The following is a 12,915-nucleotide window of genomic DNA, read 5'->3' as shown; positions in this document are numbered from 1 at the left end:
GGCGTCAGAATGGGGTGGTATCCAAACACCTGTATGAATGTGGCGATGTCAGCGTGCCTTGGACGCGCTGAATTTAGCGTTACTGTGCGATAGAACGCGCCGCCTTTCCAGCGTATTAGCGTTTAGGCTGCGTTTAGGGAAGTATCTTGGCAGCTATTGAGCGGTCATGAAGTGTGGCAATGAGGCATAAAAAAACCCGCTTTCGCGGGTTTTTGGGTACTGACTGCTTGGAGCGGATTACTTCTTGCTGTAACGCTTACGCTCGGTCTCTTTCAGCAGCTTTTTGCGCAGGCGGATGTGCGCCGGCGTGACTTCGACGAGCTCGTCAGAGTCGAGGAACTCGATGGCCTGCTCCAGGGAGAACTTAACCGGCGGGGTTAAGACGATGTTTTCATCGTTACCGGTGGAGCGCATGTTGTCGAGCTTCTTGCCTTTGGTGGGGTTAACCACCATGTCGTTAGCGCGGTTGTTGATACCGATCAGCATGCCTTCGTAAACTTCCGTGGCGTGATCGATAATCAGCTTGCCGCGCTCTTGCAGCGCATACAGCGCATAGGCAAGGGCTTTACCGTCGACCATCGAAACCAGCACGCCGTTACGACGCTCAATAGAGGCTTCAGGCTTCAGCGGGCCGTAGTGATCAAAGCGGCTGGTCAGGATGCCGGTGCCTGAGGTCAGGGTCAGGAACTGGCCACGGAAACCGATCAAACCGCGGGCAGGAATGATGAAGTCCAGGCGAACCCGTCCTTTACCGTCCGGCAGCATGTTGGTCATCTCACCTTTACGGTAGCCCAGCTCTTCCATGATCGAGCCTTGGTGCTGCTCTTCACAGTCGATGATGACCTCTTCGTAGGGCTCCTGCTTCTCACCGTCGATCTCTTTGATGATGACTTCGGGGCGGCCTACGGCCAGCTCAAAGCCTTCACGGCGCATGGTTTCGATCAGCACCGAGAGGTGCAGCTCGCCACGGCCAGAAACCTTGAACTTCTCAGGGGTTTCGCCCTGCTCAACGCGCAGGGCCACGTTGTGAATCAGCTCTTGATCAAGGCGATCCTTGATGTTGCGGCTGGTCACAAACTTACCGTCTTTACCGGCGAACGGTGAATCGTTGACCTGGAAGGTCATTGAAACGGTCGGTTCGTCGACGGACAGTGGCGGCAGCGCTTCGACCTTGGCCGGATCGCATAGCGTATCCGAAATCGACAGATCGTCGATGCCGGTAACACAGACGATGTCGCCCGCGGTGGCTTCGTTGGTCTGCACGCGCTCAAGGCCCATATGGGTCATGACCTGACCGATTTTGCCCTTACGCACATTGCCGTCAACGCCGATGATCGACACCTGCTGGTTCGGTTTCACCGCGCCACGCTTGATGCGACCCAGGCCGATAACGCCTACATAGCTGTTGTAATCCAGCGCAGAGATCTGCATCTGGAAGGGGCCGTCAAGCTCAACCTTCGGCGGCTCGACGATATCGACGATGGCCTGGAACATGGGATCCATGTTGTCCGCCAGCTCTTCAGGATCCATACCGGCAATGCCGTTTAGGGCAGAGCAGTAGATGATTGGGAAATCGAGCTGTTCGTCAGACGCACCGAGGTTGTCGAACAGGTCAAAAATCTGGTCGATAACCCAGTCAGGGCGTGCGCCGGGACGGTCAATTTTGTTGACCACCACGATCGGCTTCAGGCCTTGGGCGAATGCTTTCTGGGTCACAAAGCGGGTTTGCGGCATCGGGCCATCAACGGCGTCTACTAGCAGTAGCACCGAATCGACCATTGACATGACGCGCTCAACCTCGCCGCCGAAATCGGCGTGCCCAGGCGTATCCACGATGTTGATGTGGTAGCCGTTACCTTGGCTGTCTTGCCATTGAATGGCCGTATTTTTGGCCAGAATGGTAATGCCACGCTCTTTTTCCTGATCGTTTGAGTCCATGATGCGCTCTTGACCTTCTGCTTTACGGTCAAGGGTGCCGGACTGGCTCAGGAGCTTGTCGACCAGTGTGGTTTTACCATGGTCAACGTGGGCTATGATCGCGACGTTGCGCAGGTTATTAACCGCGCTGGAGTTTTGCTGGTTTTGCATGCTGAGAGAGAACTCTTGTGAACACCCGTTCGTCCACGGGTCGGAAAATGCGGGTCGCAAGGGCTGGCAATTTGCCGACCATCTTGGCTCAGGGCTTGCGTCCAATAGCCATTCTACCATGTCGAAGGCTTCGCTGATATTACTGCCTCTCATATCAACCTTGGTCTAGGAATGTTTTCGCCATGAACCTCCATCCGCTAGACTAGCGCTTTTCCCACTGGGGCAGGAGCATGACCATCGGCAACCTGATGCGTTTGTTAAGCGATGGCGAGGTTCACTCTGGCGAGCAGCTGGGTGAAGCGCTGGGTATTTCTCGTGCGGCGGTGTGGAAACAGTTAAAAAAACTGGAAGCACTAGGGGTGGAGGTAGTGGCGGTGAAAGGCCGTGGCTACCAGCTCTCGCAGCGCCTGGAGCCCTTGGAGGGCGCTAAAATCGTGGAGCGGCTGCCCGCACAGGCGCGCCACCACCTTGCGCGCCTGTTTGTTGAGGACCAGTTACCCTCCAGCAATGAGTATCTGCGCCAACGCTTTGAGCAGGGCGCCGGGCATGGCGAAGTGTGCCTGGTTGAGCTGCAAACGGCGGGACGTGGGCGCCGTGGTCGTGTCTGGTCGACGCCCTGGGGTCAGAGCTTAATGCTATCGCTGGGCTGGCGCTTTGAGTCGGGTATTGCGGTGCTGGAGGGCTTGAGCTTGGCGGTAGGCGTTGTGGTTGCCCAAGTGCTTGAGCAGCATGGTGTGGCGCCGAAGCTTAAGTGGCCTAACGATATCCTGCTCTCCGAGCAGGGTGATGGCCCAGGCGACGAGTTAGGCAAGCTGGCCGGTATTCTTATCGAAGTGACCGGGGATGCCGCAGGCCCCTGCGAAGTCGTCATTGGTATGGGCATGAATCTTTGGCTGCCCGCTGCCCAGCGGGCAGCGATCGACCAACCTGTTGCGGCGCTTTTCGAGCGACTGCCGGATATCTCGCGTAATCAGTTGGCCTCAGACGTAGTGTCGGGCCTGCTGGCGATGCTGGCTAACTTTGAACAACATGGCTTTGCCGCCTGGCGGGATGCGTGGAATCAGCGTCACGCCTATGCGGGGCTGCCGATTAGAGTGATTCAAGGACAGCAGACCAGCGATGCGATCGCCGGAGAAGTGGATGAGAGTGGTAACCTCTGGGTTGCCGAAAATGGTCACTCGCGACGCCTAGCCGGCGGTGAGATCAGCGTGCGCAGGCGTTTATGATTCTGGATCTGGATATCGGCAACACGCTGTCTAAATGGCGGCTCAAGGATGCCGAGAGTAGCGAGATACGTTCCCGCGGGGCTGTGTGGACCCGGGAGGAGTGGCGCCCAGGGGCTGATATTCCCGACCTGGACGTGGTCGAGGCGGTGCGTATATCAAGCGTTGCCAGGGCAGCCGTGCTGGAAGAGACGGTCGCCTTGTTGCGCCGCCGGGTGCGTCATGTGCACGTGGCGCACTCAACCCATGAGGCACTAGGCGTGGTTAATGGCTACGAAGAGCCGGGGCGTTTAGGCGTCGATCGTTGGATGGGGGCGCTGGCGGGCTATCAGCTAGCAGGCGGTTGCTGTGCGGTGGATTGTGGCAGCGCGATTACTATCGACTTTGTGCTGCCAGGCGGCCAGCACCTGGGCGGCTTTATTATCCCCGGTCTTCGCCTGATGAAAGAGAGCCTGAAGCTGGGTACTCGCAATGTGGCCATCGACCCTGAAAGTGAGGCCGATGAGTTGCTGGAGCCAGGACGACGCACCGTTGATGCGGTTAATCATGGTATTTATATGGCCGCCGTCAGTGCCATTAACCGCATTTATAGCGAAGTGTGCGATCAAGAGGGTGTGGCGCTGCCAATGCTGTTGACGGGGGGGGATGCGCGCGTTGTCTCACGGGGAGTGCAGGTGCCTCATGCGGTGTGGCCGGATATGGTTTATGGCGGCTTAGAGGCGTGCTTTCCGATGACTTTCGCCGAGCGTGCGGGCAAAATGTCGGGTGCGCCGCGGGTGCCTGAGCCGGTAGCGCTAGAAAAGATTCGCGCGGCACTTGCATTCTCCATGCTGCTTTGACAGAATGCAGCGCGTTCCAAGGCAGGCAGAAGATGCACTGGCATCGCAAGCTACGATAAATTAAGTAAATATCTAGCTTGACACTGTTTTGGAGGCTGGCATAATGTGCCGCCACAGTTGGAGAGGTTCCCGAGTGGCCAAAGGGAGCAGACTGTAAATCTGCCGCGAAAGCTTCGAAGGTTCGAATCCTTCCCTCTCCACCAAGTTTATCAGGTGCTGAACTGTTCAGTGTTTGGGAATGAAAAGCCGGTAAGCGGGCGTTAGCTACTGTTTCTCGTGCAGCGGATTGTCATTCTATAGGCAAGTTCGGCGGGCGTAGTTCAATGGTAGAACCTCAGCCTTCCAAGCTGATGGTGCGGGTTCGATTCCCGCCGCCCGCTCCAGTTGATGTGTTTAGCTCATGTAGCTCAGGGGTAGAGCACACCCTTGGTAAGGGTGAGGTCGACGGTTCAATTCCGTCCATGAGCTCCATATTGCAGATCAAGCGAGCGAAGCTCGCTTTTTTTGTCTCTGCGTTTGGGTGGGTTTTTGTGACGCTTGAGCGTAAAGAAGGGGTTGTCAGGTGTGGGATTCTCCGCTACCATGGCGCCCGCTGTTGTATAGGCGGTCGAAAAGACGCTTGTTAACAGAAGTAAGAAGCAAAAAGTAGATAGACGTTAGAAAGTCTAGAAAGTACGAAGATAGAAAGTCAGTACGACGATACAGGCCAGTAGCTCAATTGGCAGAGCAGCGGTCTCCAAAACCGCAGGTTGGGGGTTCGATTCCCTCCTGGCCTGCCAACCTTCCCCAGGTTGGTATGTCTTTTTCCAAAATTCTTTTATCGTTCGCCGCACCCTGAGGAGTCTCGTTTTTATGAAGCCTGGTTCTGTAAAACATGGCGCCGAGGTGCAACAGACGCGCCATGACGGGCTCAAGTGGGCGGCGGTCGTAGCGCTGCTTGTCGTTGCTGTTGTTGGTAATACCTATTTCGCCGATATTGGCCTGCTCTACCGCGTGCTTGGTGTGGTGGTGTTGTGTGTGATTGCGGGTTTGATCGCGCTAACCACTACCAAAGGTCGTGATTTAGTAGAGCTTGCCAGAAGCGCCAAGAAAGAGATTCAGCGCGTTGTATGGCCGACCCGTCCCGAAACCATTCAGACCACGGCCATTGTGCTAGTGGCCGTCTTGGTGGTGGGGCTAATGCTGTGGTTGATCGACACTCTTCTTGGCTGGGCGATGTCCGGCGTCATTGGTTAGGAGCTTTCATGTCCAAACGTTGGTACGTCGTTCACGCTTATTCTGGCTTTGAAAAGCATGTCATGCGCTCATTGATTGAGCGTGTGAAGATGTACGGTATGGAAGATCGCTTTGGCGAAATTCTGGTGCCGACCGAAGAAGTTGTCGAAATGCGTGACGGCAAGCGTCGCAAGAGCGAGCGCAAATTTTATCCCGGCTACGTACTAGTCGAGATGGAAATGGCCGACGAAACATGGCACCTCGTCAATGAGACGCCGCGTGTTATGGGCTTTATCGGTGGAACAAAAGAGAAGCCAGCGCCAATTACTTCTCGTGAAGCAGACGCAATTTTGCTGCGCGTTAAAGACGGTACTGACAAGCCGCGGCCTAAAACGATGTTTGAACCGGGCCAGTCAGTGCGCGTTATCGATGGGCCGTTTGCCGATTTCAACGGTGTTGTCGAAGAAGTTAATTATGAAAAGAGTCGTCTGCATGTCAGCGTGCTGATCTTCGGGCGCTCTACACCTGTTGAGTTAGAGTTCTCTCAGGTCGAGAAAGAGTAACTAGTGAATAGTTAGTAGTAGCTAGTGAATGGTAAGTAAGCGGTAAGTGTTAATTCGTGTGAAATGGCTAGTCAGCTGTTTCACTGGTACCGGGGAGCCTTCGGGCGCTATTACCCAACTGGAGTGTTAAAGATGGCCAAGAAAGTACAGGCTTATATCAAGCTGCAGGTTGCTGCAGGTAAAGCCAATCCAAGTCCGCCGGTAGGCCCTGCGCTGGGTCAGCACGGCGTGAACATCATGGAATTCTGTAAGGCGTTCAACGCCGCGACTCAAGAAATTGAGCCGGGCCTGCCGACGCCAGTCGTGATCACCGTCTACTCTGACCGTAGCTTCACGTTCGTCACCAAGACGCCGCCTGCTGCCGTGCTGCTGAAAAAAGCCGCTGGCATCAAGTCCGGTTCTGGTGAGCCGAACAAGAAGAAGGTCGGCACCGTAACGCGTGAACAGCTTGAAGAGATCGCCAAGACTAAAGAGCCTGATTTGACGGCTGCGAATCTCGATGCCGCTGTACGCACCATTGCTGGCAGCGCTCGCAGCATGGGCCTAAACGTGGAGGGTCTCTGATCATGGCTAAACTGTCTAAGCGTGCGAAAATCATTCGCGAAAAAGTAGACACTACTAAAGCCTACTCTATTGAAGAAGCGGTTGCGCTGCTCTCTGAGCTGTCTACTGTTAAATTCAAAGAGTCTGTTGATGTCGCCATCAACCTGGGCGTTGATCCACGCAAATCCGACCAGGTTGTGCGTGGCGCTACCGTCATGCCTAACGGTACCGGTAAAGACGTACGCGTTGCAGTCTTCACCCAAGGTGCTAATGCCGATGCCGCTAAAGAAGCCGGCGCCGACATCGTGGGTATGGACGACTTGGCTGAGCAAGTGAAAAAAGGCGTGATGGATTTTGACGTCGTTATCGCTTCGCCCGATGCTATGCGCGTTGTAGGTCAACTAGGTCAAATTCTAGGCCCGCGTGGCCTAATGCCTAACCCGAAAGTTGGCACCGTAACGCCCGACGTGGCGACGGCGGTTAAAAATGCCAAAGCGGGTCAGGTGCGTTTCCGTACTGACAAGAACGGCATCATCCACACTACCCTGGGTAAAGTGGATTTTGACGCCTCAGCGATTAACGGCAACCTGGAGGCACTGGTTGCTGACCTGAAGCGCCTCAAGCCGAGCTCGTCTAAAGGCATTTACTTCAAAAAAATGACCCTGTCTACTACCATGGGCCCGGGTTTGACAATCGATCACTCTGCTTTCGCGTAAGCGAGTCATCGTTGGTTTTTTTGTAGGAACCGAGCAAGAACTTTGCGGTCCCCCGTTTGGTGGCTATCACTGGCCGGGGCATCGTCAAAGACCGCAGGTGCCGCGCTTGATAAGTACGCAAGTACTTACAAGGGCGGCTTAATTGCCCTATAAGCGCCTGCGCAGATGGTGTGGCCGCCAGTTGGTTAAGCTTAAGACGGCTTTCTGGTGAGCACCATCCCCAAGGCTTCCCGCTTTGCAGCGCTTTTAGCACAGCAGAGTGGGGAGAGATGGTAACCACCGGAACCTTCCTGGGTTCCGGCACGAAGGAGTGATCACTGTGCCACTAGCACTTGAAGGCAAGAAAGCGATTGTTGCCGAGGTCAGTGAAGCGGCCAAGGGCGCACTCTCCGTCGTAGTTGCTGATTCTCGCGGCGTTACGGTTGGTAAAATGACCGATCTGCGCAAGCAGGCGCGTGAGAATGGTGTAGAGCTGCGTGTTGTACGTAATACGCTGGCTCGCCGCGCTCTCGAGGGCACTCAGTGGGAGTGCTTGAACGATAGCTTCGTTGGTCCTACGTTGTTGGCCTTCTCTACTGATCATCCGGGCGCTGCCGCTCGTCTGTTCAAAGAGTTTGCTAAAGCGGACAAGAACTTCGAAGTAAAAGCGTTGGCCTACGAAGGTGAGCTGATTCCGGCTGCTGACATCGACCGTCTGGCAACCCTACCGACTCACGACGAAGCAATTGCCAAGTTGATGTCGGTAATGAAAGAAGCCTCCGCTGGCAAGCTGGTTCGTACTCTGGCCGCTCTGCGCGACCAGAAGCAAGAAGCTGCATAAGCAGTTCTTCTTGCAGGTGGCGTAAACGGTCTAACCAGGGCGCTGCCTGAACCGAGCAATGAATCCTGAGTCCTCGGCTGACCGAGACTCCCGCAAAGTTAGGAATGAAACAATGGCACTGTCTAAAGACGATATCATCAATGCTGTAGCCGACATGACCGTAATGGAAGTTGTCGAGCTGATCGAAGCAATGGAAGAGAAATTCGGCGTTTCTGCTGCCGCTGCCGTAATGGCTGGTCCGGCTGCTGGCGGCGAAGTAGCTGAAGAACAGACTGAGTTTGACGTAGTTCTGACCGCTGCTGGCGACAAGAAAGTTAACGTGATCAAAGCAGTACGTGAGATCACTGGCCTTGGCTTGAAAGAAGCTAAAGGTGCTGTTGACGGCGCTCCGGCGACCATCAAAGAAGGTCTGTCTAAAGACGACGCTGAAGCAGCTAAAGCCAAGCTGGAAGAAGCGGGCGCAACCGTCGAGCTCAAGTAAGCCTTGTGCGGACGGCTTTACGCGCTGCGTAAGCTTCCACGGCTGGCGGCGGGATTTCCCGCTGCCGGCCTTTTTCTGTTGTAGCTGGTGTCGAACACTCGGTGATATTGAACGACAGCAGTACTGCTCATTGAGAGTAGCCACGACAGAAACGTAAAAGCGTTATTGAAGATGGCGTTATTGAAGATAGTGTTATCGACTACAGTGTTATCGACGACTGAGTTATCGAACTAGATTTTCGACGGCGAGCTACCGATTGAGGAGCTTGCTGTCTGTGTCTGACGAAGCTCGAAGGGCAGATGACCACGCATCGGTCACCCATGGTGAACAAGCTGGGGAATACAGATGGCTTACTCATATACTGAGAAAAAACGCATCCGCAAGGATTTCGGCAAACTGCCCCAAGTGATGGATGTGCCTTACTTGCTGGCGATCCAGCTTGATTCCTATTACGACTTCCTCCAGCAAGATCGTTCGCCCGACGAGCGTCACGAGGTCGGTCTGCACGCGGCATTCAAGTCCGTGTTTCCGATTGAGAGCTTCTCCGGCAATGCAGCGCTTGAGTATGTCAGCTACCGCTTTGGCACGCCGGCGTTCGATGTTAAGGAGTGCCAGCTGCGCGGCGTGACTTACTCCGCCCCGCTGCGCGTCAAGGTTCGCTTGATCATCTATGATCGCGACTCCTCGAACAAAGCAATTAAAGATATTAAAGAGCAAGAAGTCTACATGGGGGAAATCCCCCTGATGACTGAGAACGGTACCTTTGTTATCAACGGTACTGAGCGGGTTATCGTCTCCCAGCTCCACCGCTCGCCCGGTGTGTTCTTCGATCACGACAAAGGTAAGAGCCACTCTTCCGGCAAGCTGCTCTATTCAGCTCGCGTGATTCCTTATCGTGGCTCCTGGTTAGACTTCGAGTTTGACCCCAAGGATAACGTTTTCGTACGTATTGACCGTCGCCGCAAGCTGCCGGCCTCGGTACTGATGCGTGCGCTGGGGATGAACACCGAAGAGATCCTGGCCGAGTTCTTTGAAACCAGCGTCTTCCACATTGAGAAATCCGGTTTCTATGTTGAGTTGGTTCCGTCGCGCCTGCGCGGCGAGACAGCTACTTTCGACATCAAGGATGGCGAAGGCAATGTGATCGTTGAAGAGGGGCGTCGGATTACCCAGAAGCACATTCGTCAGCTTGAAAAAGCCGGCCTTGAGCGTCTGGACGTGCCGATGGAGTACCTGTTCGGCAAAACGCTGGCTAAAGATCAAATCGACTCCAAAACAGGCGAGCTGATCTGCCCGTGTAATACCGAGATCACTCCCGAGGTGCTTGAGCGCATGGCCCAGGGTGGCATTACCTTGGTGGAAACGCTCTACACCAATGATCTCGACTGCGGTTCATTCATTTCCGACACCTTGAAGCTGGATGCTACTAATTCCGCGCTTGAAGCGTTAGTCGAAATTTACCGCATGATGCGTCCCGGCGAACCGCCCACCAAAGAGTCTGCCGAGACGCTGTTTAACAACCTGTTCTTCTCTGAGGACCGCTACGACCTGTCTGGCGTTGGCCGCATGAAGTTCAACCGTCGCCTGCGTCGTGATACTGACACGGGCTCCGGCGTACTGGATCGCAAAGACATTCTTGATGTGCTGCGCGAGCTGATCAGTATCCGTAACGGCTTCGGTGACGTTGACGATATCGATCACCTGGGTAACCGCCGTATTCGCTGTGTGGGCGAGATGGCAGAGAACCAGTTCCGCGTAGGCCTGGTGCGTGTAGAGCGCGCCGTGAAAGAGCGTCTTTCCATGGCGGAAAGCGAAGGCCTGATGCCCCAAGACTTGATCAACGCCAAGCCGGTCGCGGCGGCGGTGAAGGAGTTCTTCGGTTCCAGCCAGCTTTCGCAGTTTATGGATCAGAACAACCCGCTTTCTGAGGTTACCCACAAGCGTCGTGTGTCGGCACTCGGCCCCGGTGGTTTGACCCGTGAGCGTGCTGGCTTCGAAGTACGTGACGTTCACGCCACGCACTACGGGCGTCTATGCCCGATCGAAACGCCAGAAGGCCCGAACATCGGTCTGATTAACTCGCTGGCCACTTACAGCCACACTAACAGCTACGGTTTCCTCGAAACGCCGTACCGTAAAGTGGTTGATCGTCAGTTGACCGACGACATCGTTCACCTCTCGGCGATCGAAGAGGGCGATTTCGTTATCGCCCAGGCATCAGCAGCGGTAGATGAGTCCAACAAGTTAAGTGATGACCTGGTTCAGGTTCGTCACCGCGGTGAAACGACCTTTATGCGTCCTGAACAAGTGACGCTAATGGACGTGTCGCCACGTCAGGTTGTATCAGTCGCAGCGGCATTGATTCCGTTCCTGGAGCACGATGACGCCAACCGCGCCTTGATGGGTTCCAACATGCAGCGTCAGGCGGTACCGACCCTGCGTGCCGATAAGCCGCTGGTAGGTACGGGCATGGAGCGCTTTGTTGCCCGTGACTCCGGCGTCTGTGCGGTGGCCAATCGCGGCGGCGTGATTGATTCCGTCGATGCGCGTCGTGTCGTGGTACGGGTTAATGAAGATGAAATCATCGGCGGTGAAGCCGGCGTTGATATCTACAACCTGACCAAGTACACCCGCTCGAACCAGAACACCTGTATGAACCAGCGCCCCATCGTGCGGCCTGGCGACAGCGTGGCACGTGGCGATATTCTCGCTGACGGCCCGTCGGTGGATATGGGCGACCTGGCGCTGGGCCAGAACATGCGCATCGCGTTTATGCCCTGGAACGGTTACAACTTCGAGGACTCCATCCTGCTTTCCGAGCGGGTCGTTCAAGAAGACCGTTTCACCACGATCCACATTCAGGAACTGACCTGTGTGTCCCGCGACACCAAGTTGGGCTCGGAAGAAATTACCTCCGATATCCCTAACGTGGGCGAGTCTGCGCTCTCCAAGCTGGATGAAGCGGGCGTTGTCTACATCGGTGCCGAAGTCGGCCCGGGCGATATTCTGGTCGGTAAAGTAACGCCGAAGGGTGAAACCCAGCTGACGCCTGAAGAGAAGCTGCTACGTGCCATCTTCGGTGAGAAAGCGTCTGACGTTAAAGACACTTCCCTGCGTGCCCCCACCGGCATGAAAGGTACGGTCATCGACGTTCAGGTGTTTACTCGTGACGGCGTTGAGAAAGATTCACGCGCCCTGTCGATCGAGCGCACTCAGCTTGACGAAGTTCGTAAGGATCTCCAAGAGACTTACCGTATCGCCGAAGACGCCACTTTTGAGCGTCTAAAGCGTACCCTTGACGGTCAGGCTGTTAACGGCGGCCCGAACCTCAAGAAAGGTGACGTGCTCGACGAGGCATACCTGGATGAATTGCCGCGTCAGCAGTGGTTCAAACTGCGCATGCAGGATGAGTCCTACAACGAGCTGCTGGCACAGGCCGACGAACAGCTGGAAACCCGTCGTAAAGAGATGGACGAGCGCTTTGAAGATAAGAAGCGCAAGCTGACCCAGGGCGACGATCTCGCACCGGGCGTGCTAAAAATCGTCAAAGTCTATATGGCGGTTAAGCGTCGCATCCAGCCGGGTGACAAGATGGCCGGTCGTCACGGTAACAAAGGTGTTATCTCGGCGATTATGCCCATCGAAGACATGCCGTTTGATGAAAAGGGCGAGCCGGTCGACGTGGTGCTGAACCCGCTGGGCGTACCGTCGCGTATGAACGTCGGTCAGATTTTGGAAACCCACCTGGGTATGGCGGCACGTGGCTTGGGCGTCAAGATCGAAGCCATGCTGCGCGACGCACGTGGACAGCAAGTGGCCGAGATCCGTGATTTCCTGGGTCAGATCTACAATACGCAAGGTACGCGCGTTGAAGATCTCGACTCCCTGACGGATGACGAGATCATCGCCCTGGCGAAGAACCTCAAAGGTGGTGTGCCTATGGCCACGCCGGTGTTTGACGGTGCCAAAGAGCACGAAATCAAGCACCTGCTGAAGCTGGCGAACATCCCCGAGTCGGGTCAGATGGCCCTGTTCGATGGCCGTACCGGTGATGCTTTTGACCGTCCGGTCACCGTTGGCTACATGTACATGCTGAAGCTTAACCACTTGGTAGACGACAAGATGCATGCGCGTTCTACTGGTTCTTACTCGCTGGTTACCCAGCAGCCCTTGGGTGGTAAGGCGCAATTCGGTGGTCAGCGCTTCGGTGAGATGGAAGTGTGGGCGCTGGAAGCTTACGGCGCTGCATACACGCTACAAGAGATGCTCACCGTCAAGTCGGACGACGTCGAAGGCCGCACCAAGATGTACAAAAACATCGTGGATGGCGACCACACCATGCAGGCAGGCATGCCGGAATCCTTCAACGTACTCGTGAAGGAAATCCGCTCGCTGGGCATCGATATCGAGTTAGAGAGCTAGGAGCC

Annotated in this window: 10 protein-coding genes and 4 tRNA genes; 13 read left to right on the top strand and 1 reads right to left on the bottom strand. The window is 55.4% G+C overall.

Annotated features, from left to right (window positions below; genetic code table 11):
• Window positions 1-237: 237 nt before the first annotated feature.
• Window positions 238-2,088, bottom strand: a complete 1,851-nt coding sequence (gene typA / locus AC4EYZ_RS10815) for a translational GTPase TypA (RefSeq protein ID WP_053856923.1) — start codon at window positions 2,086-2,088, stop codon at window positions 238-240.
• Window positions 2,089-2,318: 230 nt separating this feature from the next.
• On the opposite strand from typA, the gene AC4EYZ_RS10810 reads away from it, so the two are divergent.
• The 13 genes from AC4EYZ_RS10810 (at window position 2,319) to rpoB (ending at window position 12,910) form a co-directional block, all read left to right on the top strand.
• Window positions 2,319-3,314, top strand: a complete 996-nt coding sequence (locus tag AC4EYZ_RS10810) for a biotin--[acetyl-CoA-carboxylase] ligase (protein ID WP_009288153.1) — start codon at window positions 2,319-2,321, stop codon at window positions 3,312-3,314.
• Window positions 3,311-4,150: a type III pantothenate kinase gene (locus AC4EYZ_RS10805; RefSeq protein ID WP_009288152.1), complete on the top strand. Its 840-nt coding sequence runs from the start codon at window positions 3,311-3,313 to the stop codon at window positions 4,148-4,150. Before AC4EYZ_RS10810 ends, AC4EYZ_RS10805 begins: the two co-directional genes overlap by 4 nt.
• 119 nt (window positions 4,151-4,269) lie before the next feature.
• Window positions 4,270-4,353: transfer RNA gene (locus tag AC4EYZ_RS10800), tRNA-Tyr, on the top strand.
• A 106-nt stretch (window positions 4,354-4,459) separates the two neighbouring features.
• Window positions 4,460-4,533: transfer RNA gene (locus tag AC4EYZ_RS10795), tRNA-Gly, on the top strand.
• 13 nt (window positions 4,534-4,546) lie between these two features.
• A tRNA-Thr gene (locus AC4EYZ_RS10790) sits at window positions 4,547-4,621 on the top strand.
• 232 nt (window positions 4,622-4,853) lie between these two features.
• Window positions 4,854-4,929, top strand: a tRNA-Trp gene (locus AC4EYZ_RS10785).
• Between the two features lie 73 nt (window positions 4,930-5,002).
• Window positions 5,003-5,386, top strand: a complete 384-nt coding sequence (secE, locus tag AC4EYZ_RS10780) for a preprotein translocase subunit SecE (RefSeq protein ID WP_022520874.1) — start codon at window positions 5,003-5,005, stop codon at window positions 5,384-5,386.
• A gap of 8 nt (window positions 5,387-5,394) precedes the next feature.
• Window positions 5,395-5,928 carry a transcription termination/antitermination protein NusG gene (nusG, locus tag AC4EYZ_RS10775; RefSeq protein ID WP_138800117.1) on the top strand — a complete coding sequence of 178 codons (534 nt, stop codon included), beginning with the start codon at window positions 5,395-5,397 and terminating at the stop codon, window positions 5,926-5,928.
• Window positions 5,929-6,060: 132 nt separating this feature from the next.
• Window positions 6,061-6,492, top strand: coding sequence for a 50S ribosomal protein L11 (gene rplK / locus AC4EYZ_RS10770; protein ID WP_007112017.1), 432 nt, complete (start codon window positions 6,061-6,063; stop codon window positions 6,490-6,492).
• A 2-nt stretch (window positions 6,493-6,494) separates the two neighbouring features.
• Window positions 6,495-7,187 carry a 50S ribosomal protein L1 gene (gene rplA / locus AC4EYZ_RS10765; RefSeq protein WP_022520872.1) on the top strand — a complete coding sequence of 231 codons (693 nt, stop codon included), beginning with the start codon at window positions 6,495-6,497 and terminating at the stop codon, window positions 7,185-7,187.
• Between the two features lie 319 nt (window positions 7,188-7,506).
• A complete protein-coding gene (rplJ, locus tag AC4EYZ_RS10760; protein WP_022520871.1) occupies window positions 7,507-8,007 on the top strand; it encodes a 50S ribosomal protein L10 in 501 nt (166 codons plus the stop codon).
• A gap of 112 nt (window positions 8,008-8,119) precedes the next feature.
• A complete protein-coding gene (gene rplL / locus AC4EYZ_RS10755; protein WP_022520870.1) occupies window positions 8,120-8,488 on the top strand; it encodes a 50S ribosomal protein L7/L12 in 369 nt (122 codons plus the stop codon).
• Between the two features lie 345 nt (window positions 8,489-8,833).
• Entirely contained in the window at window positions 8,834-12,910 is a 4,077-nt protein-coding gene (rpoB, locus tag AC4EYZ_RS10750; RefSeq protein ID WP_490204261.1) for a DNA-directed RNA polymerase subunit beta, read from the top strand.
• Window positions 12,911-12,915: the final 5 nt, after the last annotated feature.

It is taken from the genome of Vreelandella sp. 162(4c) (genome assembly GCF_058152265.1).
Note: the sequence above shows the minus strand (reverse complement) of the source record. Positions and strands in the feature narration are given on the sequence as shown.

Bases quoted from the DNA above. Each gene is read 5' to 3' on its own strand.
- AC4EYZ_RS10810 (WP_009288153.1), top strand. From the start codon at position 2,319: ATGACCATCGGCAACCTGATGCGTTTGTTAAGCGATGGCGAGGTTCAC.
- nusG (WP_138800117.1), top strand. From the start codon at position 5,395: ATGTCCAAACGTTGGTACGTCGTTCACGCTTATTCTGGCTTTGAAAAG.
- AC4EYZ_RS10805 (WP_009288152.1), top strand. From the start codon at position 3,311: ATGATTCTGGATCTGGATATCGGCAACACGCTGTCTAAATGGCGGCTC.
- rpoB (WP_490204261.1), top strand. From the start codon at position 8,834: ATGGCTTACTCATATACTGAGAAAAAACGCATCCGCAAGGATTTCGGC.
- secE (WP_022520874.1), top strand. From the start codon at position 5,003: ATGAAGCCTGGTTCTGTAAAACATGGCGCCGAGGTGCAACAGACGCGC.
- rplK (WP_007112017.1), top strand. From the start codon at position 6,061: ATGGCCAAGAAAGTACAGGCTTATATCAAGCTGCAGGTTGCTGCAGGT.
- rplL (WP_022520870.1), top strand. From the start codon at position 8,120: ATGGCACTGTCTAAAGACGATATCATCAATGCTGTAGCCGACATGACC.
- typA (WP_053856923.1), bottom strand. From the start codon at position 2,088: ATGCAAAACCAGCAAAACTCCAGCGCGGTTAATAACCTGCGCAACGTC.
- rplA (WP_022520872.1), top strand. From the start codon at position 6,495: ATGGCTAAACTGTCTAAGCGTGCGAAAATCATTCGCGAAAAAGTAGAC.